We start from the raw sequence: 20,878 nt of genomic DNA, 5'->3' as shown, positions 1-20,878 counted from the left end.
GTGACCGACAGCGACGCGGGCAATCCGGCCCGACCCGTTCGTGACGAGGACTCCTTCGACGTGGCAGCCGTCTCCGCCTGGTTGCGCGCCCATGCCGCAGACGGGTTCCGCGAGACCGTTGCCGCCGACCCCGAGGTGCGCCAGTTCCCGGGTGGTGCCTCCAACCTCACCTACCTGTTGCGCTACCCCGACCGTGACCTGATCCTGCGGCGGCCCCCGGTCGGTCGCAAGGCGGCCGGCGCCCACGACATGGGCCGCGAGTTCCGGATCCAGTCGGCGCTCGCGCCCGTGTTCCCGCTGGTGCCGGCGATGGTCGGCTTATGTGACGACGAGTCCGTGCTCGGCTCCGACTTCTACGTGATGGACAGGCTCGACGGGACGATCCTGCGGCAGGACTTCCCCGACGACCTGACGCTGGCGCCCGACCAGGTCGCCACGTTGTGCCGGAACGCGGTTGACGTCCTCATCGACCTGCACCGGGTCGACGCCACCCGCCCCGACCTCGCCGCCTTCGGCAAGGGCGAGGGGTACGTCGCACGACAGGTGAGCGGCTGGTCAACGCGGTTCCGGGCAGCCCGCACTGAAGACGTCGGCGACTTCGAGGCCGTGATGGCCTGGCTCGACGAACACCAGCCCGCCGACGTCGGCACCTGCGTGATCCACAACGACTTCCGGTTCGACAACCTCGTGCTCGACGCCGACGACCCGCTCAAGGTGATCGGCATGCTCGACTGGGAGATGGCCACCCTCGGCGACCCGCTGATGGACCTCGGCGGCGCGACGGCGTACTGGGTGGAGGCCGGCGACGACGACTTCTTCCAGATGTTCCGCCGCCAGCCCACCACGGCCCCGGGCATGTGGACCCGCGCCGAGCTGGTCGAGCACTACTGCGCGCAGACGGGCATCGACATGACGCCCGAACGGTGGCGCTTCTACGAGGTGTTCGGGCTGTTCCGGCTCGCAGTGATCGCCCAGCAGATCTACTACCGCTACTTCCACGGCCAGACCACCAATGAGGCCTATGCCGTCTTCGGCGACGCGGCCAGATATCTCGAGCACCGTTGCCAGGAGGTCATGGCCTGATGGGTCAGTTGTTGCTGGTGCGCCACGGACAGGCCTCGTGGGGCACCGAGAACTACGACGTGCTCTCACCCCTGGGCTGGGAGCAGTCGCGGCTGCTCGGCCTCGAGCTCGGCCGGCGTGTCCCGACGCCCGACCTGGTCGTGCACGGTGACATGCGCCGGCACCGGGAGACTGCCGAGGCGGCCATCGAGGCGGCCGGTTGGGGCTCCGTCGAGACCTTCGAGGACGCCGACTGGAACGAGTTCGACCACCTCGGCTTGCTGGCCTCGGAGCCGAGCCCGTCCGGTGATCGTGAGCCCACCCGGGCCGAGTTCCAGGCGTGGTTCGAGATCGCGACCGCACGCTGGACCTCCGGCGAGTTCGACGCGGAGTACAAGGAGTCCTTCCCGGCCTTCGCCGCCCGGGTCGACGAGGCCCTGCTGCGCACCATCGACCGGATCGGATCCGGGGGCACCGCCGTGGTCTTCACCTCCGGCGGTCCCGTCTCCCTCGCGGCTTCCGGCCTGCTCGCCGCGGCGGCGCCCGATCTTCCCGCCTCGTCGTATGCCGGCATCTGGGGCCAGCTGAACAAGGTGGTGGTGAACTCCTCGGTGACCAAGGTGGTGGTCGGTGGCCGGGGCGCGACCCTGGTCTCGTTCAACGAGCACTGTCACCTGGAGGGTGACGGGCTCACCTATCGCTGAAACCGTGGCCCTGGGTCGGCCTCGCTGAATCGGTTGGGCCGGGCCTCGTCGGGTATAAAAGGCGGGTGTCAGGCGACGGGGAGAAGACGAAGGCCCACGCGAAGCGTGCCGACATCCAGGGACTCCGGGCCATCGCCGTCGGCCTCGTGGTGCTGGCCCACAGCCACTTCCCGTTCTTCGACGGCGGGTTCGTCGGGGTCGACGTATTCTTCGTCCTCTCCGGCTTCCTGATCACCGGCCTGCTGGTCAAGGAGTCCGAACGATCGGGCCGGATCAGCATCCCCGGGTTCTATGCCCGCCGGGCCCGACGGATCCTGCCGGCCGCCACGATCGTGCTGGTCGCGATCACCGTCTTCACCGCCCTGACCGAGCCGCTGACCCGTCTCAAGGTGGTCGTCGACGACGCCCTCTGGTCGGCGGTCTTCCTGGCCAACTTCCACTTCGCCGACATCGGCACGGACTACTTCGCCAGCCAGGACCCGTCCCCGATGCAGCACTACTGGTCACTGGCGGTCGAGGAGCAGTTCTACCTGGTCTGGCCGCTGCTGCTGATGCTGCTGGTGTTCCTGCGCAGCTCGCGCCGCACCATCTTCGTGGTGCTCGCACTGATCTGGCTGGTGTCGCTGGTCTGGTCGGTCTGGCAGACCAACCAGGCGCCGGTCGACGCCTACTTCTCGTCCGTGGCCCGCGCGTTCGAGCTCGCCACCGGCGCCCTGGTCGCCGTACTCACGCCCGTGCTGAACCGGCTGCGCGACGGACACCGGGTGACGCTCTTCGTGGTCGGCCTGGGGCTCGTGCTGGTCGCCTCGCTGGCGTTCACCGACACCACCCCGTTCCCCGGCTGGCTGGCCCTCGTCCCGGTGCTCGGCACGGCGGCCCTGCTGGCCGCCGGCACCGGCAAGGAGGTCGGCCCGAGCAGGCTCCTCGGGCTGCAGCCGCTGCGCCACATCGGCGACCTGTCCTACTCGATCTACCTGTGGCACTGGCCGGTGCTGATCATCGGCGACAAGCACGTGCCCGAGGGCATCGCCGGCACGGCCGTCCTGCTCGTGCTCACCCTCGTGCTCTCGGAGCTCAGCTACTTCTTCGTCGAGCAGCCGTTCCAGCACGGCAAGGTGCGCATGGTGCGGGGCCGCTGGTCGCTGGTGCTGTGGCCGGTCTCGCTGGCCCTGGTCGCCGGCACCGCGATGGCCTCCAACCAGTACAGCGAGGGCGAGCTGGCCAAGAGCCGCGAAGCGGCCCAGCGCTACTACCAGGAGCACCCCGAGGCGCTCCAGGAGGCGAAGCCGCGCAACATCACCAAGGCGCTGCGGCACTCGCTCAAGCTCGCCGACGACGGCGCCCCGCTGCCGCCCGAGCTGGTCAACGGGGACTTGCTCGGCCGCGACATCTGGCAGGAGCCGTTCCCCTGCTACGCCAGCTTCGACGACCCGACCACCAAGCTCTGCCCGGCCGGCGACCTCGACGCCGACAAGACAGTCGTGATGTACGGCGACTCGCACGCAGGCATGTGGATGCCCGCACTCGACGCGATGGGCAGGAAGCAGGGCTTCAAGGTCATCCCGTTGATCAAGGTCGGCTGCGCGCCGTACGACGTGCCCCAGTCCAACAAGGGTGAGGCGTTCCCGAGCTGCCCCGAGTTCCGGGACTGGGCGCGTGGCCAGATCGAGCAGATCCAGCCCGACGGGATCGTGCTGGCACACCGCGGCATGTTGTTCATGGACAGCTCGACGCCCGAGGAGGACTGGGAGTCGGGGGTCCGCGAGACAGTCGAGGACCTCTCCTCGATCACGCCGAACATCAAGGTGCTCGGCGACATCCCGAAGATCCCCTGGGAGCCGCAGGACTGCGTGACCGACGTCGACGCGACGATGGAGTCGTGCACGGCTCCGGCCAAGAGCCTCGAGATCACCTCCAACGCGCTCACCCGCGACGCCCTCGAGGGCACCACCGCCGACTACGTGCCGACCACCGACCTGATCTGCGTCGACGGGCGCTGCCCCTTGGTCGTCGGGGACGTCGTGACCTTCCGAGACAAGGCGCACCTGTCGCTGAGCTGGACCAAGATCATCTCCCCGCGGTTCGCCAAGATGGTCGGCCTGCGGTTCCCCCAGCGCTGACCCGGGGTCCCGTGCCGACTGCGGGTCGTGGCTTTCTGCACGAAATCGTCGGTCACAGGTGGACGGAGAGCGATTTCGTGCAGACTCGGAGCAGGGGAGCTCATCCCGGTCTCTGGGTCCATGGCTGCGCGGCGCGCATTTCGGCGTTGACCTCCGCGAGCACCTCCGCTCTGCGCAGCTCGGCCTCGGCACAGTCAGGCACGGGGCGGGCCTCCCAGCGGCGTTGTCCAGGTGGCAGGAACCTTGCGCGTGAGCGTGCCCGCTGCAGCCGGCCGACCACCAGCCCGGTGTCTCGAAGGTCGGTCCCGGTCACGCGGGTCACCTCGAGTTCCACGCCGCGCATGTCCTCGTCGCGCCTGGTGTCGCGAGTGTGCTGCCGCCGAGATCGGTGGTCGGCGCCGTCGAACTCGATGACCAGGCCGGCTTCCTCGTCGAGCAGGTCGGCCAACCCCAGCAGGCGGCCGGATCGATCGTGGACGGGGCAGTTGACGTGGAGGCGGGGCAGGCCGGCGTCGAGTTCGGCGATCAGGCGCAGCGCCGTCTCTGCCAGAGATTTGGCGCGCTCCCTGGCGTGAAGACACGCGAACCGGGCCCTGGCGATGCGCTTCCAGCCGGGATGCCTGTCGACGTACGTCGACACGCGCTCGATCGAGGTGATGCCGGCCGCGACACAGGTGTCGAGGACGGCCACCGCATCCCGATCAGTCCGCGCCAGGCGCACGGCGTCGAACACGGCCCGCTCGGCCCGTGTCACCGGAATGCCGACCACGCGGGTGACTTCATCAGGAGTGAGGCGTTCACGGCTGATCGTGACCCTCGCGTCGTCGCGGATGTTCCCGGTCGGGCCGATGGCCAGTGGGACCGGAACCTCCGCCAGGCCGTCGGCGCCCAAGCCGTCGAGGAAGTTCGCGCCGTGAAGTCGGCAGGCCGCCCAGCCGGTGGCGGCACCGCCGGGTGGCAGGCGTGCAGACTGTTCGATGATGCGCTGCTCGGGCACGCCGGTAGGGGTGTTGGCCGGGACGTAGAGGCCATGAGAGGTGACCCGCCACCTGGGACCACGGGCGGCGCCGGGGGTGGGGCCGGTCAGTCCTTGCGGATCGACCGGGACGGGTGCCACCAAACCCCGCGGCGGGCTGCATCGGACACTCCACCTGTGCGCGCTCATCCGGCAAGCCTGACGGCTTTGCCGGCCGGCGTGTGGTGCTCATCCACAGGCCCCGAGCAGGAAGGACGACGGTGAGCGCCGACGTTTCGGGACAGCCGGATGGTTCTGCACGAAACGGTCGCCTTCCGTGCCGTCAGCAGCGATTTCGTGCAGACACGGCGCTGACCCAGGTCAGATCATCCGCTTGAGCACCGGCAGGGGTGCGTGCTTCATGACCACGCTCATCGGGGCCCACGGCAGCGGCGGCACGCAGGCGGAGTCCTTCTCCTTCTCGATGGCGTGCACGATCGCCTTCACGCCCTTCTCGGTGGAGACCTGGAGGGGGCTCTTGTGCTCGGCCTTCTCGTTCATCTCCGAGGCGATGAACCCGGGGTAGATCACCGACACCTTGATCGGCCTGCCGTGCAGCTCGGTGCGGAGGCCCTCGGCAAGATGGGCCACCCCGGCCTTCGTGGCGGCGTACGTCGTCATCGCCTTGGGCATGCCGCGCATCGCGGACATCGACGAGATCATCACGAAGTGCCCGGCGTCCTGGGCGCGGAAGATCTCCATCGCCGCCTCGGACTGCGCCAGCGCGGCCACGAAGTTGGTCATCGCCGTCTCGCGGTTGGCGGCGTACCGGCCGGTGCCGAGGGGTGCGCCCTTCCCGAGGCCGGCGTTGATCACGATGCGGTCGATGGTGCCGAAGTCGGCGGCGAACCCACGGAAGACCTCGAAGACCTGGTCGTCGTCCGTCACGTCGAGCTGGCGGATCTCGACCCGGCGGTCCGGGTGCTTCGCGATGATGTCTGCGCGCAGCTCTTCCAGCTTCTCGAGGCGCCGGGCGCACAGGGCGAGGTCGTAGCCGAGGTGGCCGAACTGGCGGGCCATCTCGGCGCCCAGTCCGGAGCTGGCACCGGTGATCAGAATCGTCTTCGTCATGCTTCGAGTGTCGCGTACTGTCTGAAGACATGAGCGGACGCGTGGTGCATTTCGAGATTCCGTACGGCGAGGGCGACCGGGCGCGGGCCTTCTACGCGGAGGCATTCGGCTGGGAGCTGCTCGACATCCCGGAGATGTCCTACACGATGGCGACCACCGGGCCGTCCGGCGAGACCGGACCCATCGAGCCGGGCTTCATCAACGGCGGCATGATGCGCCGCGAGAGCCCGACCGAGGGCCCGGTCGTGGTCATCGACGTGCCCGACATCGAGGCGTCGCTGGCCAAGATCGAGTCCCTCGGCGGCAGCACGGTGCTGGGCAAGCAGGCCGTCGGCGAGATGGGCTTCGCGGCCTACTTCAAGGACGTCGAGGGCAACATCATGGGGCTCTGGCAGTCAGCCTGAGTTCGACCCCGGCGTGACTGTGCAGAGGGCAGTGTCGAACCGTCTCAGCAACTAAAAGTCAGGCTTGACTGTTTGTTGCTCAGGGGTGCATGGTGACTGCATGACCACCACCCGCGTGCCCCAGGAGCAGCGAACGCGTGTCATGCGCCAGCGCCTGCTGGAGGCCACCGTCGAGTGCCTGGTCGAGGTCGGCTTCAGCGGCACCTCGACGACCTTGGTCTCTCGTCGGGCGGGCGTGAGTCGGGGTGCGCAGCTGCACCACTTCCCGACGAAGAACGACCTGGTCCTGGCCGCCGTCGAGCACCTCACCGAGAAGCGTGGGCTCGAGCTCGCCGCTGCGGCCGAGGGGCTGCCGCGTGGCGCCCGGCGTACCCGCGCGGTGCTCAGCATGCTGGGTGACCACTTCACCAGCCCCGTGTTCACCGCTGCCCTCGAGCTCTGGGTGGCCGCCCGCACCGACCCCGGCCTGCTCGAATCGGTCGGGCCGCTCGAGCAACGGGTCGGCCGCGAGACGCACCGGCTGACCGTCGAGCTGCTCGGCATCGACGAGTCGGTGCCCGGCAACCGCGAGCTGGTTCAGGCCACCCTCGACCTGGTCCGCGGCCTGGGCCTGGCCGACACGATCTCCGACGACGCCCGCCGGCGTGGTCGCATCCTCGACCGCTGGGCCGACCAGCTCGACACGATCCTCAAGGAGCAGAAGTGAGCGACGTACTTGACGGGGTCCTGGCCGATCTCGAGGCGCAGAGCGCCGAGCTCGACGACCACGTGGCCGGCCTGACCGACGAGCAGTGGCGCATGCCGACCCCGGCCGCCGGTTGGGACGTCGCGACCCAGATCTCCCACCTGGCGTGGACCGATGAGGCGTCCGTCGCTGCCGCGACCGACAAGGCGCGGTGGGACGAGCTCGTGCTCGAGGCCATCGCCGACCCGCAGAACGTGGTCGACAGCGCGGCCCTCGACGGTGCGAAGGTGCCGCCGTCCGAGCTGCTGGGCAGGTGGCGCGCGGGTCGCGCGGCCCTGGGCGCGGCCCTGCGCTCGGTGCCCGAGGGCGAGAAGATCCCCTGGTACGGCCCGCCGATGTCGCCGACCTCGATGGCGACGGCCCGCTTCATGGAGACCTGGGCGCACTCGCTCGACGTGTACGACGCCCTGATCTCGATCGGCTCGATCACCGGGCAGCCCGAGCCCACCGACCGCATCGTGCACGTGGCCCACATCGGGGTGCGCACCCGCAACTTCTCCTTCGCCGCGAACGACCTGACCCCGCCGTCCGAGGAGTTCCGCGTCGAGCTCACCTCGCCGAGCGGCCAGTCCTGGACCTACGGCCCGGCCGAGGCCGCCCAACGGGTCACCGGTTCGGCGATCGACTTCTGCCTGCTGGTCACCCAGCGGGTCAACCGCGCCGACACCGATCTCGTCGCGACCGGCACCGACGCCGACCAGTGGCTCGACGTCGCCCAGTGCTTCGCCGGCCAGCCCGGCGAGGGAAGGAAGGCACGATGATTCGCGTCGGCAACTGCTCCGGCTTCTACGGAGACCGCCTCTCCGCCATGCGCGAGATGCTGGAAGGCGCCGGGGCAGCTGAGAAGCGGCTGGACTACCTGACCGGCGACTACCTCGCCGAGCTGACCATGCTGATCCTCGGCAAGGACACCATGAAGGACCCGTCCCTTGGCTACGCGCGCACGTTCGTGCGCCAGGCCGAGGAGTGCATGGGACTGGCCCTCGAGAGTGGCGTGAAGATCGTCAGCAACGCCGGCGGCCTCAACCCCGCCGGGCTCGCCGCCCGGCTGCGCGAGGTCGCGAGCGGTCTCGGCCTCGACCCGAACATCGCCCACGTCGAGGGTGACGACCTTCGCGGCCGCGACATCGGGATCTCGGAGGGCGCCCTCACCGTCAACGCCTACCTCGGCGGCTTCGGCATCGCCCGCGCCCTCGAGCAGGGCGCCGACATCGTCGTCACCGGCCGGGTCACGGACGCCTCCGTGGTGGTCGGCCCCGGCATCGCGGCCTTCGGCTGGACGCCCGAGTCCTACGACGAGCTGGCCGGCGCGGTCGTCGCCGGACACGTCATCGAATGCGGCACCCAGGCCACCGGCGGCAACTTCTCGGGGTTCCGGTCGTTGCCCCACACCGGCACGCCGCTCGGCTTCCCGATCGCCGAGCTGGAGGCCGACGGCTCGTGCGTGATCACCAAGCACGACGGCACCGGTGGCGCGGTCACCGTCGACACCGTGACCGCGCAGCTGGTCTACGAGATCCAGTCGACGCGCTACCTCAACCCCGACGTGGCCGCCCTCCTCGACACGATCACCCTCACCCAGCAGGACACCGACCGTGTGGCGATCAGCGGCGTCCGCGGCGAGGCCCCTCCGTCGAAGCTGAAGGTCTGCGTCAACGAGCTCGGCGGCTTCCGCAACACCGTCGAGTTCGTGCTCACCGGCCTCGACATCGATGCCAAGGCCGATTGGGTGCGCGACCAGATGACCACCTCGCTCAAGGCGTCACCGCCGGCCGAGGTGGTGTGGTCGCGCACGTCCCACCCCCAGGCGGACGCCGAGACCGAGGAGAGCGCCTCCTGCCTGCTGCGCTGCACCGCCAAGGACCCCTCGGCCGGACCGGTCGGCAAGCCGTTCACCTCCTCTGCCGTCGAGCTCGCGCTGGCGTCCTACCCCGGCTTCACCATGACCGGCCCTCCCGGTGCGCCCACGCCCTTCGGCGTCTACCGACCGGCGTACGTCGACCGCGCGCTGGTCGAGCACACGGTCGTGCACGCCGACGGCTCGCGTGAGGTGATCGCCGACCCGGTCAAGACCCACGACGTCGAGGTCGAGGGCGGCCAGCGACCCTCGCCGTACCCCGCGCCCTCGGACAACCTGACCCGCCGCATGCCGCTCGGCACCTTCGTCCATGCCCGCTCCGGAGACAAGGGCGGCGATGCCAACCTCGGGCTGTGGATCGCGAACGACGGCTCGCCGAAATACGCAGATCGCGTGACCTGGTTGACGAAACTCATCACCGCCAAGCGCCTGCGCGAGTTGGTGCCGGAGGCCGACGGCCTTGAGATCGAGGTCTTCATGCTGCCCAACCTCGGCGCGGTCAACGTGCTGGTCAAGGGGCTGCTCGGCGACGGCGTCGCCTCGTCCACCCGCTTCGACCCACAGGCCAAGGGGCTGGGCGAATGGGTGCGGTCACGGATGGTCAGCATCGAGGAGGCCCTGCTGTGATGTGGAGCGAGGAGCGCGCGGCGCTCAAGGAGTCGGCCGCCGAGTTCACCCGTCGCGAGATCATGCCGCACCTCCAGGAGTGGGAGGACGTCGGCGAGCTGCCGCGCGACCTGCACCTGGCCGCGGCCAAGCAGGGCGTGCTCGGCGTCGGCTATCCGGAGAGCGCCGGTGGCCAGGGCGGCGACCTGCTCGATGCGTGCGCCCTGCAGGAGGGCCTCATGGAGGCCGGTGCCTCGGGTGGGCTGATGGCCTCGCTGTTCACGCACGGCATCGCGCTGCCCCACATAATCGCCAACGGATCGCCCGACCTCATCGACCGCTTCGCCCGGCCCACCCTGGCCGGTGAGCTGATCGGGTCGCTCGCCGTCACCGAGCCCGGCGGAGGGTCCGACGTCGCCGGCATCACGACCAGGGCCGTGCGCGACGGGGACGACTACGTGATCAACGGCGCGAAGACGTTCATCACCTCGGGGGTGCGTGCCGACTTCGTGACCACCGCCGTACGCACCGGCGACGCGGGCCACGGCGGCATCTCGCTCATCGTCGTCGAGAAGGGCACGCCGGGCTTCACCGTCACCCGTGGCCTGAAGAAGATGGGCTGGCACTGCTCCGACACCGCCGAGTTGTCGTACGTCGACGTGCGCGTGCCGGCGGCCAACCTCGTCGGCGCGGAGAACCAGGGCTTCTACTACATCGCCGAGCAGTTCGTCGTCGAGCGCATCTTCCTGGCGTTGATGGGCTACGGCCACGCGGCACGTTCGCTGGCCCTCGCGGCGGCGTACTGCCGTGAGCGCGAGACCTTCGGCAAGCGGCTCATCTCGCGACAGGTGGTGCGGGCCAAGCTGGTCGAGATGCACCGCCAGGTCGAGGTGGCCCGCACCTACACGCTCGACGTCGCGGCCCGTCACGTCGCCGGAGAAGACGTCATCGCCCAAGCCTGCTTGGCGAAACAGACCGCGGTCGAGACCGCCGTAGACGTCACCAACGAAGCGGTGCAGCTCTTCGGCGGCACCGGCTACATGCACGGGACCGAGGTGGAGCGGCACTACCGCGACGCCAGGCTCCTGCCCATCGGAGGAGGAGCAACCGAAGTGTTGACCGACCTGGCCGCCCGTCTTCTGGGCTACGCGTCATGACCGCGGACGTTGCACCGGACCGGCGCGAGACGATGCTGGCGAAGATCGCCGACCTGCACGCCGAGCAGACCAAGGCCGTCGAGGCAGGCGGCAAGTACATCGCCCGCCACAAGGAACGCGGCAAGCTCACCGCCCGCGAACGCGTCGACCTGCTGGTCGACGAGGGCTCGGCCTTCCTCGAGCTGATGCCGCTGGCCGGCTGGGGCAGCGACTTCGCGGTCGGCGCCTCACTGGTCACCGGCATCGGCGTGGTCGAGGGCGTCGAGTGCATGATCGTCGCCAACGACCCCACGGTGAAGGGCGGTGCGTTGAACCCGTGGTCGTTGCGGAAGTCGTTCCGGGCCGGCGAGATCGCCGAGCGCAACCGCCTCCCGATGATCAACCTGACCGAGTCGGGTGGTGCCGACCTGCCGACGCAGAAGGAGATCTTCATCCCCGGGGGCCGCGGCTTCCGCGACCTGACCCGGGCCTCGGCCCGCAAGCAGCCCACGATCTCGGTGGTCTTCGGCAACTCCACCGCCGGCGGCGCCTACGTGCCCGGCATGAGCGACTACGTGATCATGGTCAAGGAGCAGGCCAAGGTCTTCCTGGCCGGCCCGCCCCTGGTGAAGATGGCGACGGGGGAGGAGACCGACGACGAGTCCCTCGGTGGTGCCGAGATGCACTCGCGCATCTCCGGCTCCTCCGACTTCCTGGCCCTCGACGAGCACGACGCCCTGCGCATCGCACGGCGCGTGGTGGCCCGGTTGAACTGGAGGAAGGCGGCGTACGCCGACACCGCGTACGCCGAGCCGGACCTCGACCCCGACGACCTGCTCGACCTGATCCCGACCGACCTGAAGGAGCCGTTCGACCCGCGCGAGGCGATCCTGCGCATCGTTGACGGCACGGGTGCCGACAACGCGGTGCCGTTCGACGAGTTCAAGCCGCTCTACGGCTCGTCGCTGTGCGTCGGCTGGGCCCGGCTGCACGGGCGCGCGATCGGCATCCTCGCCAACGCCCGCGGCGTGCTGATGAGCGAGGAGGCCCAGAAGGCAGCGCAGTTCATCCAGCTGGCGAACCAGAAGGACACCCCGCTGCTGTTCCTGCACAACACCACCGGCTACATGGTCGGCAAGGACTACGAGCAGGGCGGCATCATCAAGCACGGCGCCCAGATGATCAACGCGGTCTCGAACTCCAAGGTGCCGCACCTGACGGTGATCATGGGCGCGTCGTACGGCGCCGGGAACTACGGCATGAACGGTCGGGCCTACGACCCGCGGTTCCTCTTCACCTGGCCGAGTGCGAAGTCCGCGGTGATGGGACCCCAGCAGCTGGCCGGGGTGATGGAGATCGTGGCCCGCGAGTCCGCGGAGAAGAAGGGCCAGGTCTTCGACGCCGAAGGCTTCGTGGAGATCAAGAAGATGGTCGAGGGCATGATCGAGGAGCAGTCGATGCCCTACTTCCTCTCCGGCATGGTCTACGACGACGGAGTCATCGACCCCCGCGACACCCGCACCGTGCTGGGCATCTGCCTGTCCGTGATCGACAACCAGCCCATCGAGGGCGAGATGAACTTCGGGGTGTTCCGACTGTGATCAATCGACTGCTCGTGGCCAACCGGGGCGAGATCGCCCGACGCGTGTTCCGCACCTGCCGGGACCTCGGCATCGAGACCGTCGCCGTGCACTCGGACGCCGACGCCGACATGCCGTTCGTGCATGACGCGGATGCCGCCGTACGGCTGCCGGGCAACACGCCCGCCGAGACCTACCTGCGTGGCGACCTGGTCATCGAGGCCGCCCGCAGGGCCGGCGCGGACGCGATCCACCCCGGCTACGGCTTCCTCTCCGAGAACGCCGCCTTCGCCCGACAGGTGACCGAGGCCGGCCTGACCTGGGTCGGCCCCGACCCGTCGTCCATCGAGCAGATGGGCTCGAAGATCGAGTCCAAGAAGCTGATGGAGGCCGCCGGCGTCCCGGTCCTCGGCAACTTCACGCCCGAGACGGCGACCGAGGCCGACCTGCCCTTGCTGGTCAAGGCTTCCGCCGGCGGTGGCGGTCGCGGCATGAGGATCGTCCGCTCGCTCGACGCCCTTCCCGGCGAGATCGAGCGGGCGCGGAGCGAGGCACAGTCGGCGTTCGGCGACGGCACCGTGTTCGTCGAGCCGTACGTCGAGAACGGCCGTCACATCGAGGTCCAGGTGCTCGGCACCCCCGAGCGCGCCCTTGTCTTCGGCGAACGCGACTGCTCGGTGCAGCGTCGTCACCAGAAGGTGATCGAGGAGGCCCCGGCCCCGGCGCTGCCGGACGCGACCCGCACCGCGCTGCACGATGCGGCCCGGGCCGCGGCCGAGGCGATCGACTACCGCGGCGCGGGAACCGTGGAGTTCCTCCACGACCCCGCGCGTGACCGGTTCTACTTCCTGGAGATGAACACCCGGCTCCAGGTCGAGCACCCGGTCACCGAAGCGGTCCACGGCGTCGACCTGGTGGCCCTGCAGATCGCGGTCGCCGAGGGACACTCGCCGGACATCGAGGTCGGCCCGCCGAACGGCCACGCGGTCGAGGTTCGCCTCTACGCCGAAGACCCCGCCCACGACTACCAGCCCCAGAGCGGACGCATCGCCCGTTTCGAGGTGCCCGGGGTGGTGGCCGAGTTCGAGGGGCCGACGTCGTACGGCGTCCGGCTCGACTCGGGCGTCGGCTCGGGCGACGAGATCGGCACCTTCTACGACGCGATGATCGCCAAGGTGATCGTGCACGCGCCGACCCGCGAGCAGGCGTTGCGCCAGCTCGCCGGGACTCTCGCGAAGGCCCGCCTGCACGGGCTGGTCACCAACCGCGACCTGTTGGTCAACCTGCTCCGTGACCCGGTGTTCGCCGGTGCGGAGATGCACACCACCTGGCTGGACACGGCCGACCTGGCCTCCCTGGCGACGGCCTCGGGACGCCCGGGAGCGGTCGAGCTCAGCGGCTTCGCGGCCGCCATCGCGCTTGCGGAGCGGGCCCGGCTGGCCCGCCCCGTGCAGCGGCGGATCCCGGCCGGGTTCCGCAACGTCGCGGCACATCCCCAGCGGGCCCTGTTCCACGTCGACGGCAGACCGTCGGACGACGTGTTGGAGATCCGTTGGTTCGGCGGCCGGAGCTATCGGTTCGCAGACCGTGACGACGTGTCCGTGCTCGAGGCGCGGCCCGACGTCGTCCGGCTCGAGGTCGACGGAGTCCAACGCAGGTTGACGATCCACACCGACGGCGACCGGGTCGACGTCGAGTCGTCGCTGGGCCACGTGGGGCTCCGACGCAAGCCGCGCTTCACCGATCCGGCCGACCACGTCGCCGAGGGATCGCTGCTGGCGCCGATGCCGGGCAGCGTGATCTCGCTGAGCGCAGCCGTCGGCGACGAGGTCAGCGAGGGCCAGACGATCCTCGTCATGGAAGCCATGAAGATGCAGCACACCATCGTCGCGCCGCACGCCGGCACGATCACCGAGCTGGCCGCCACCGCGGGGCAGCAGGTCGAGGCAGGCGCTGTGCTCGCCGTCGTCTCGACCGATGACGTCACCCAGGAGGAGAACGCATGACCCAGGCAGCCCCCACCCAGACCATGTTCAGCGAACCCGAGGAGCGCGTCGCGCTGCGCGAGGCGGTCGCGAAGCTGGCCGGGAAGTACGGTCGTGAGTTCGTCGAGAAGCAGGCCCGCGAGGGCGGCAAGATGACGGACATGTGGCTCGAGATGGGCCGCAACGGATTCCTCGGCGTCAACATCCCCGAGGAGTACGGCGGCGGTGGCGGCGGCATGTCCGACCTCGCGTCCGTGCTCGAGGAGTGCGCCGCGGCCGGTGCCCCCTTGTTGATGATGGTGGTCTCTCCCGCGATCTGCGGGTCGATCATCACCCGCTGCGGCACGGAGGACCAGAAGAAGCAGTGGCTGCCCGGGATCGCCGACGGCTCGCACCTGATGGCGTTCGGCATCACCGAGGCCGACGCCGGCTCCAACTCCCACCAGATCACCACGACGGCCACCCGTGACGGTGACCACTGGGTGATCAACGGACAGAAGACCTTCATCTCCGGGGTCGACGAGGCGCAGTCGGTGCTGATCGTCTCGCGCACGGAGGACGCGAAGACCGGCAAGCTCAAGCCCGCACTGTTCGTCGTACCCACCGACGCCGAAGGCTTCGAGAAGCAGCCGATCCCGATGTCGTGGCAGGCACCGGAGAAGCAGTTCACGCTGTTCCTCGACAACGTGCGGGTGCCCGCAGACGCGCTGGTCGGTGACGAGGACGGCGGCCTGTGGCAGCTCTTCGCGGGCCTGAACCCCGAGCGGATCATGGGCGGCGCGTTCTCCTGCGGCATGGCCCGCTACGCCCTGGACAAGGCGGTGGCCTACGCCAAGGAACGCTCGGTCTGGAAGGACCAGGCGATCGGCGCCCACCAGGGCATCGCGCACCCGCTGGCCAAGATCAAGATCGAGCTCGAGCAGGCCAGGCTGCTGTGGCAGAAGGCCGCGGCGCTCTACGACGCCGGCGACGACATGGCCGCCGGGGAGTACGCCAACATGGCCAAGTACGCCGGCGGCGAGGTGGCCTGCAATGCGACCGACGTCGCGGTGCACACCCACGGTGGCAACGGCCTCACCCAGGAGTACGGCCTCGGCAACATGCTGGTCGCTGCCCGGCTCGGGCGGATCGCCCCGGTCTCGCGGGAGATGATCCTCAACTTCGTGGCGATGCACTCCCTGGGCCTGCCGAAGTCCTACTGACCCCCAAAACCCCCACCGTTTCAGGAGAATCACCGTGCAGCGCAACATCTTCGACGCCGATCACGACGCGTTCCGCGACACCGTCCGAGCCTTCCTCGACAAGCACGTCGTCCCTCACCACGAGGAGTGGGAGACCGCCGGCATCGTGCCGCGTGAGCTGTGGGAGCAGGCCGGCGAGCTCGGCCTTCTCGGCTTCATGATGCCGGAGGAGTACGGCGGCGGCGGGGTGCAGGACTTCCGCTACAACGCCATCCTCCAGGAGGAGCTGACCAGGATCGGCGCCAGCGGTGTCGGCTTCGCACTGCACACCGACCTCGTCTCCGGCTACCTTCTCTCCTACGCCAACGACGAGCAGAAGGCGCGCTGGTTCCCGAAGTTCTGCACCGGCGAGACGATCACCGCGATCGCGATGACCGAGCCCGGCGCGGGCTCCGACCTGCAGGGCATGACGACCACCGCCAAGCTGGTCACCAATGACGGCGACCCCTACTACCTGGTCAACGGGTCCAAGACGTTCATCTCCAACGGCATCAACGCCGACCTCGTGGTGGTGGCCTGCAAGACCGACACCGAGGCCGGCGCCCAGGGCATCTCGCTGGTCGTGCTCGAACGCGGCATGGCGGGCTTCGAGCGCGGTCGCAACCTCGACAAGATCGGCCTCAAGGCGCAGGACACCGCCGAGCTGTTCTTCGACAACGTGAAGGTCCCGGTCGCGAACCTGCTGGGCGAAGAGGGCAAGGGCTTCATCTACCTGATGGAGAAGCTCCCGCAGGAGCGCCTCACCTTGTGCGTCGTCGCTGCCGCGGCCTGCCGCTCGGTGATCGACCAGACCGTCGCCTACGTGCAGGAGCGCAAGGCCTTCGGGAAGCCGATCTCGGCGTTCCAGAACACCCGCTTCACGCTGGCCGAGCTCGAGACCGAGGCACGCATCGCCCAGGTGTGGGTCGACCGCTGCATCACCGAGCTCAACGCCGGCACGCTCTCCATCGACGACGCCGCCGCCGGCAAGTGGTGGACCACCGAGCTGCAGAAGAAGACCGTCGACGCCTGCCTCCAGCTGCACGGCGGCTACGGCTACATGAGCGAGTACCCGATCGCCAAGGCGTACCTCGACACCCGCATCCAGACGATCTACGGAGGAACCACGGAGATCATGAAGGAGATCGTCGGCCGCATGATGGGCCTCTGATCGTCCTCCGATGACTCGGGACGTCTGATCGGCTGTCGGCGGCGCATGGCAGGCTTTGTGCCATGGCCAAGAAGGAGCGCCCGCTCGTCCCGACGTGGATGCTCGAACGCCTGCGCGCGATCCTCGACCCGCTCCCGCGGATCCACGAGGAGGACGCGTGGGTGGGCGTGCGCTGGCGGGTCGGCGGCAACACCGTGGTGCACGTCTTCGGCGGCGAGGACCAGCTCTTCCGCATCGTCTTCCGGGGCGAGCCCGACGAGGTCGCGGCGTTCGAGCACCTCGGTGCGCCGTACTTCCGGGCCGGCTGGGGCCGTGACGTGATCGGCATGATCATCGACGAGGACTCCGACTGGACCGAGGTGCGTGAGCTGCTGGTCGACTCCTTCTGCCTGATGGCACCCGACCACCTCGCCGCCCAGGTCGACCGACCGGGCTGACCTACTTCAGCGGCACGAAACGGTAGTAACCGTGCCTGGTCACGTCGACGTCGTCCGAGCGCTTCACGACGAGCAGCATCACGCCGGACACCGGGATGACCATGCGCCCGCCGTCGGCCAGCTGTGCGACCAGCTCGTCGGGCAGCGTGGCCGGCTCGGCCGAGACCAGGATGCGGTCGTACGGCGCGTGCCGGGGCAGGCCGAGGACGCCGGGCTCGGCGCGTTCGATGCTCGCCCACGGCATCGCCGCCCCTTCGAGATTCCGCTGTCCCCATGCGGTGATCGAGGGCACCAGCTCGACTCCCCGCACCCGGCCGGTCGGCCCGGTCAGGTGCGCCAGCAGGGCAGTGGTCCAGCCCGACCCGGCGCCGACGTCGAGCACGTGCTGGCCGCGGCGCACGTCGAGCAGCTCGAGCATCGCCTCCACCGTGCGGGGCTGGGAGTTGGTCTGTCCCTCCCCGATCGGGATCGGTCCGTCGTACGACGCACGCCGGCGCGCCCGGGCCGGCAGGAATCCGGCTCGTGGCACCGCCTCGAACGCCGCAGCCACGGGCTCCATGCCCCGAGTCAACCACGCACTAGAACCGGAGCACCTCGAATGCCGCCCGCCCGGCCAGCGCAATGGCACGCTCTGCTTCGGGCTGCACCCTCGACGGCACCGTCGAGGCAGTCAGCGCCGCCACCGCGATGCGGTCCCCGGCCGAGGAGCAGATCGTCCCGGCCTCGTGTCGGAGGTTGAGGAAGGTCCCGGTCTTGCTGTGCACCCGCACCAGGTCGGAGGACAGGCCCGAGGCGAGTCTGGCTCCGTTGACCTGGCCTCCGAGGAGTTCACGCAGTCGTGCGGTCGCGGTCGGCACGCTGACGCGGTCATTCCAGACCTTGTCCATCAGGTCGACCAGTCCACGCGAGGTGCCGCAGGTCGCGGTGCCGCTGTCGAGGGCGGGAAGGACGTGGCCGCCGCCGCCCGTGGTGGCGCGTATCGCGAGTTCGAGGGCCAGCACCGGGTCGTCGGACGAGGCCGCGCTGACCGCGTCGTACAAGGTCCGGATCGGGTGACGCACCTGGATCCCGGTGCAGCCCCACGCCGCCAGCCTGTCGGCGACCGCCGCCGGCGGCGTGATCTCGAAGAGCGCGTCGGCCGCGGCGTTGTCGCTCACGGTCAGCATGAGGAGCACGAGGTCCTCCACGGCCACCGACGTCGGGTGACGGAACGACGAGATCCCGGTGGGGCCGGGAGTCCGGTCCTTCGGGTCCAACGTCACCTGGCGTTCGGCGTCAAGCTCTCCGCAGGCGATCAGGTCGAGGACGACGAGGGCCAGCGGAACCTTGGAGACCGACGCCAGCGGGAACGGCAGGTCGGGCTCGAAGCCCAGCTCCTCACCAGTGTCGAGGTTGCGGGCACTGAACGCGCCCCGCAGTCCGGCTTCCGACCATGCCTGCCTGATCTCGTGGGCCACTTCGACGGCTTCGCCGGAGAACCCGTACGCCGAGCTCGCAGCGCCGCTCACGTGAGTCCCAGGGCATCAGCCAGCGGTTTCTCGAGCACCTCGATGCCGGCCGGCAACGTGGCGTCCGGCTGACTGGTGAACGCGTAGCTCCGCACCAGCTCGAGTCCGCCCAGGGACCGCCACCGCAGGTCGTGCCGGGCCGCCCAACCCGGCGTACAGACGATGACGTCGCCGAGGTCGAGGGCCGCGGTGACGCTCTCGGTCCGACCGGCTCCGATCCGGAGCTGGTGCGGTGCCAGACCGCTGGCCCGTGCCGCACGGACGACGCGGTCGCGGATCCATGGCACGTCGTCCTCGGCATGCAGGTGCAGGACGGGAGCCCGGTCGGCCGGTCCCTGCCGACGCAGCTGGTCGAGGTGCACGCGCCGTCCGCGGATGGCGCCGCCGCTGGTGGCGGCGCCGAGCTCGGCTGTCATCACTCCCTCCCCTGCGGGGCAGGCCGTGAGCGCGACGGTCACCTGGCCGCTCCTGGACGCCGCATGGCGTTCTGACGGATCGAGCTCGACGAAGTCGACGTCCACGCCGGCGCGCTCACCGGCCCTGCGGGCGGTGACCAGGCCGCGCGGATCGGCGTCGCGGGGGAGCCCCACGACCACCTGGGTGTCGTGCCGGCGAGCCAGGTCCTGGAGGTGGTCGGCGCGGGCGATCAGGTCCGCGGCATGGGGCAGGAGCCTGCGGCCCAACGGGGTCAGTTCGACCTCGCGCGACGTACGACGCAGCAGGGCACCGGCGAAATGCTTCTCGAGGGCCGCGACCCGCCGGCTGACGACCGGTTGCGGGACGCCGCACGCGTCCGCCGCCCGGGTGAAGCTGCGCTCGTCGGCGACGGCCACGAACGCCCTGAGATGAGCCACGAGATCCACCCGGGAACCATAGCGACAACGCATGGATCAGTAGCCGAACCGTCTTGGACACGAGTGGCCGCCGTCCGGTTCCGTGGGGCCACACATCCATCCCGGGAGGCCGCCATGTCTGCATCGAAGCCGTCTGCATTGAACCCGTCTGCACCGAACCCGCCACACCGCCGCACCCTGCTCAAGGCGGGTGCGGTTGCCCCCTTCGCCCTGGCCGCGTCGGGCTGGCTGCCCGCGAGTGGTGCCGCGCCTGCCACCACCGCCGGGCGCGGTGACCGGGTGAGCGAGGTGGCCGCCATCGAGCGGCGGTACGACGTGACGGTCGGCCTCTCTGCCACCCACCTCCGCAGCGGCAGGACGATGCAGCACCGGGCGGACGCGCCGGCAGCGATGTGCTCGGTGTTCAAGGCGCTGGCGGCAGCGGCCGTGCTGCGCGACCACGATCGCCGCGGGGAGACCCTGGACCGGCGGGTCTTCTACCCACCTGCCGACGTCCTGATCAGTCACACCCCGGAGACCGGCAGGCACGTCGACGACGGCATGACGATCCGCGAGCTCTGCGACGCCGCCCTGCGCTTCAGTGACAACGCGGCAGGCAACCTGCTGCTGCGTGAGATCGGCGGCCCGCGCGGGCTGACCGCGTTCCTGAGGTCGGTCGGGGACGGCGTCTCCCGGCTGGACCGGTGGGAGACCGAGCTCAACTCGGCCCTGCCCGGAGACCCGCGCGACACCACGACTCCGGCCGCGATCGCGCGGACGTACGCCGGCCTGCTCATCGGCGACACCCTGTCGCGGCGGGACCGGACGACCCTGCGCGACTGGATGCTGGCCAACCAGACCTCGGACAACAGGTTCCGGGCCGGACTGCCGGAGGGGTGGATCCTGGCCGACAAGACCGGTGGCGGCGACTACGGCAGCAACAACGACGTCGGTGTGGCCTGGAACCCTCGCGGCGAGCCCGTGGTGATCGCCGCACTGGTGCGCGGGAAGGTCGCCGACGCGGTCACGCCGGACGTCGTCCACGCCGAGCTCGCAGCCCTCGTCGCCGACCGTCTCGGCTCCTCCGGCAGCTGATGACCTCGTGCAGCCGATCCTTGGTTGAGGAAGTCGCGCAGCGACTGTCTCGAAACCACCCCACGCGCCACCCCCGTTGGTTGGGGAGCCGCGCACCGCACGGTGATGCGCGTACGACGAACCCGCCAGCTCGTCGCGAACCGTGTGTTCTTGATGCGCGAACCGTGCATTCTTGATGCGCGAACCGTGTGTTTTTGATGCGCGAACACCGGATCCTTGGTGGCTCGGTGGTTGAGGAGATCGCGCCAGCGAGCGTCTCGAAGCCACCCCCGCCCGGCACCCTTCGCTGGTTGGGGAAGTCGCTCTGCGACTGTCTCGAATCCACTCG

19 protein-coding genes are annotated in these 20,878 nt (G+C 69.7%); 14 read left to right on the top strand and 5 right to left on the bottom strand.

From position 1 onward, the window contains the following. From ASD66_RS06850 to ASD66_RS06840, 3 genes are all read left to right on the top strand, one after another. Window positions 1-1,083 carry a phosphotransferase family protein gene (locus tag ASD66_RS06850; protein WP_056679557.1) on the top strand — a complete coding sequence of 361 codons (1,083 nt, stop codon included), beginning with the start codon at window positions 1-3 and terminating at the stop codon, window positions 1,081-1,083. Then, window positions 1,083-1,766, top strand: a complete 684-nt coding sequence (locus ASD66_RS06845; protein WP_056679560.1) for a histidine phosphatase family protein — start codon at window positions 1,083-1,085, stop codon at window positions 1,764-1,766. The genes ASD66_RS06850 and ASD66_RS06845 overlap by 1 nt, the downstream gene beginning before the upstream one ends. Before the next feature lie 65 nt (window positions 1,767-1,831). After that, the gene (locus tag ASD66_RS06840) at window positions 1,832-3,886 is read left to right on the top strand and encodes an acyltransferase family protein (protein ID WP_056890385.1); all 2,055 of its coding nucleotides are present in this window, start codon (window positions 1,832-1,834) and stop codon (window positions 3,884-3,886) included. Between the two features lie 100 nt (window positions 3,887-3,986). Here ASD66_RS06840 and ASD66_RS06835 read toward each other — a convergent pair whose 3' ends face one another. Next, entirely contained in the window at window positions 3,987-5,003 is a 1,017-nt protein-coding gene (locus tag ASD66_RS06835; RefSeq protein WP_156388558.1) for a hypothetical protein, read from the bottom strand. 219 nt (window positions 5,004-5,222) lie between these two features. Then, a complete protein-coding gene (locus ASD66_RS06830; RefSeq protein ID WP_056890383.1) occupies window positions 5,223-5,972 on the bottom strand; it encodes an SDR family oxidoreductase in 750 nt (249 codons plus the stop codon). Window positions 5,973-6,001: 29 nt separating this feature from the next. On the opposite strand from ASD66_RS06830, the gene ASD66_RS06825 reads away from it, so the two are divergent. The 10 genes from ASD66_RS06825 (at window position 6,002) to ASD66_RS06780 (ending at window position 17,114) form a co-directional block, all read left to right on the top strand. Next, window positions 6,002-6,376, top strand: coding sequence for a VOC family protein (locus ASD66_RS06825; protein WP_056890382.1), 375 nt, complete (start codon window positions 6,002-6,004; stop codon window positions 6,374-6,376). Window positions 6,377-6,476: 100 nt separating this feature from the next. Continuing rightward, window positions 6,477-7,082: a TetR/AcrR family transcriptional regulator gene (locus ASD66_RS06820; protein WP_056679574.1), complete on the top strand. Its 606-nt coding sequence runs from the start codon at window positions 6,477-6,479 to the stop codon at window positions 7,080-7,082. Continuing rightward, on the top strand, window positions 7,079-7,882 hold the full coding sequence (locus tag ASD66_RS06815) for a TIGR03084 family metal-binding protein (protein ID WP_056890381.1): 804 nt from the start codon (window positions 7,079-7,081) through the stop codon (window positions 7,880-7,882). The genes ASD66_RS06820 and ASD66_RS06815 overlap by 4 nt, the downstream gene beginning before the upstream one ends. Continuing rightward, window positions 7,879-9,606, top strand: a complete 1,728-nt coding sequence (locus tag ASD66_RS06810) for an acyclic terpene utilization AtuA family protein (RefSeq protein WP_056679580.1) — start codon at window positions 7,879-7,881, stop codon at window positions 9,604-9,606. The genes ASD66_RS06815 and ASD66_RS06810 overlap by 4 nt, the downstream gene beginning before the upstream one ends. After that, on the top strand, window positions 9,606-10,742 hold the full coding sequence (locus ASD66_RS06805) for an acyl-CoA dehydrogenase family protein (RefSeq protein WP_056890380.1): 1,137 nt from the start codon (window positions 9,606-9,608) through the stop codon (window positions 10,740-10,742). The genes ASD66_RS06810 and ASD66_RS06805 overlap by 1 nt, the downstream gene beginning before the upstream one ends. Continuing rightward, a complete protein-coding gene (locus ASD66_RS06800; protein ID WP_056890379.1) occupies window positions 10,739-12,322 on the top strand; it encodes an acyl-CoA carboxylase subunit beta in 1,584 nt (527 codons plus the stop codon). Before ASD66_RS06805 ends, ASD66_RS06800 begins: the two co-directional genes overlap by 4 nt. Continuing rightward, a complete protein-coding gene (locus ASD66_RS06795) occupies window positions 12,319-14,307 on the top strand; it encodes an acetyl/propionyl/methylcrotonyl-CoA carboxylase subunit alpha (RefSeq protein WP_056890378.1) in 1,989 nt (662 codons plus the stop codon). The genes ASD66_RS06800 and ASD66_RS06795 overlap by 4 nt, the downstream gene beginning before the upstream one ends. Beyond that, entirely contained in the window at window positions 14,304-15,488 is a 1,185-nt protein-coding gene (locus ASD66_RS06790; protein WP_235529979.1) for an acyl-CoA dehydrogenase family protein, read from the top strand. The genes ASD66_RS06795 and ASD66_RS06790 overlap by 4 nt, the downstream gene beginning before the upstream one ends. 34 nt (window positions 15,489-15,522) lie before the next feature. Next, entirely contained in the window at window positions 15,523-16,677 is a 1,155-nt protein-coding gene (locus ASD66_RS06785; protein WP_056679592.1) for an acyl-CoA dehydrogenase family protein, read from the top strand. A gap of 62 nt (window positions 16,678-16,739) precedes the next feature. Beyond that, window positions 16,740-17,114 carry an MmcQ/YjbR family DNA-binding protein gene (locus tag ASD66_RS06780; RefSeq protein ID WP_056679594.1) on the top strand — a complete coding sequence of 125 codons (375 nt, stop codon included), beginning with the start codon at window positions 16,740-16,742 and terminating at the stop codon, window positions 17,112-17,114. A gap of 1 nt (window position 17,115) precedes the next feature. Here the strand turns inward: ASD66_RS06780 and ASD66_RS06775 are convergent, their stop codons facing one another. Genes ASD66_RS06775 through ASD66_RS06765 form a run of 3 tightly spaced genes read right to left on the bottom strand, consistent with a single transcriptional unit; the run spans window position 17,116 to window position 19,485 of the window. Beyond that, window positions 17,116-17,673 (bottom strand): protein-L-isoaspartate O-methyltransferase family protein, encoded by a 558-nt coding sequence (locus tag ASD66_RS06775; protein ID WP_056890377.1) that lies wholly within the window; start codon window positions 17,671-17,673, stop codon window positions 17,116-17,118. A gap of 19 nt (window positions 17,674-17,692) precedes the next feature. Next, window positions 17,693-18,622, bottom strand: a complete 930-nt coding sequence (locus ASD66_RS06770; RefSeq protein ID WP_056890376.1) for a serine hydrolase — start codon at window positions 18,620-18,622, stop codon at window positions 17,693-17,695. Continuing rightward, window positions 18,619-19,485, bottom strand: a complete 867-nt coding sequence (locus tag ASD66_RS06765; RefSeq protein WP_056890375.1) for a LysR family transcriptional regulator — start codon at window positions 19,483-19,485, stop codon at window positions 18,619-18,621. Before ASD66_RS06765 ends, ASD66_RS06770 begins: the two co-directional genes overlap by 4 nt. Before the next feature lie 105 nt (window positions 19,486-19,590). Between ASD66_RS06765 and bla the strand changes: the two genes are divergently transcribed. Then, entirely contained in the window at window positions 19,591-20,550 is a 960-nt protein-coding gene (bla, locus tag ASD66_RS06760; RefSeq protein WP_056890374.1) for a class A beta-lactamase, read from the top strand. Window positions 20,551-20,878 lie beyond the last annotated feature (328 nt).

It is taken from the genome of Nocardioides sp. Root151 (genome assembly GCF_001427925.1).
Classification (GTDB): Bacteria; Actinomycetota; Actinomycetes; order Propionibacteriales; family Nocardioidaceae; genus Nocardioides.
This window is presented reverse-complemented; position numbering and strand designations above follow the sequence as displayed.

Coding starts and splice junctions, on each gene's coding strand:
- ASD66_RS06845 (WP_056679560.1), top strand. CDS start 1,083: ATGGGTCAGTTGTTGCTGGTGCGCCACGGACAGGCCTCGTGGGGCACC.
- ASD66_RS06830 (WP_056890383.1), bottom strand. CDS start 5,972: ATGACGAAGACGATTCTGATCACCGGTGCCAGCTCCGGACTGGGCGCC.
- ASD66_RS06825 (WP_056890382.1), top strand. CDS start 6,002: ATGAGCGGACGCGTGGTGCATTTCGAGATTCCGTACGGCGAGGGCGAC.
- ASD66_RS06820 (WP_056679574.1), top strand. CDS start 6,477: ATGACCACCACCCGCGTGCCCCAGGAGCAGCGAACGCGTGTCATGCGC.
- ASD66_RS06810 (WP_056679580.1), top strand. CDS start 7,879: ATGATTCGCGTCGGCAACTGCTCCGGCTTCTACGGAGACCGCCTCTCC.
- ASD66_RS06805 (WP_056890380.1), top strand. CDS start 9,606: ATGTGGAGCGAGGAGCGCGCGGCGCTCAAGGAGTCGGCCGCCGAGTTC.
- ASD66_RS06800 (WP_056890379.1), top strand. CDS start 10,739: ATGACCGCGGACGTTGCACCGGACCGGCGCGAGACGATGCTGGCGAAG.
- ASD66_RS06790 (WP_235529979.1), top strand. CDS start 14,304: ATGACCCAGGCAGCCCCCACCCAGACCATGTTCAGCGAACCCGAGGAG.
- ASD66_RS06780 (WP_056679594.1), top strand. CDS start 16,740: ATGGCCAAGAAGGAGCGCCCGCTCGTCCCGACGTGGATGCTCGAACGC.
- ASD66_RS06775 (WP_056890377.1), bottom strand. CDS start 17,673: ATGGAGCCCGTGGCTGCGGCGTTCGAGGCGGTGCCACGAGCCGGATTC.
- bla (WP_056890374.1), top strand. CDS start 19,591: ATGTCTGCATCGAAGCCGTCTGCATTGAACCCGTCTGCACCGAACCCG.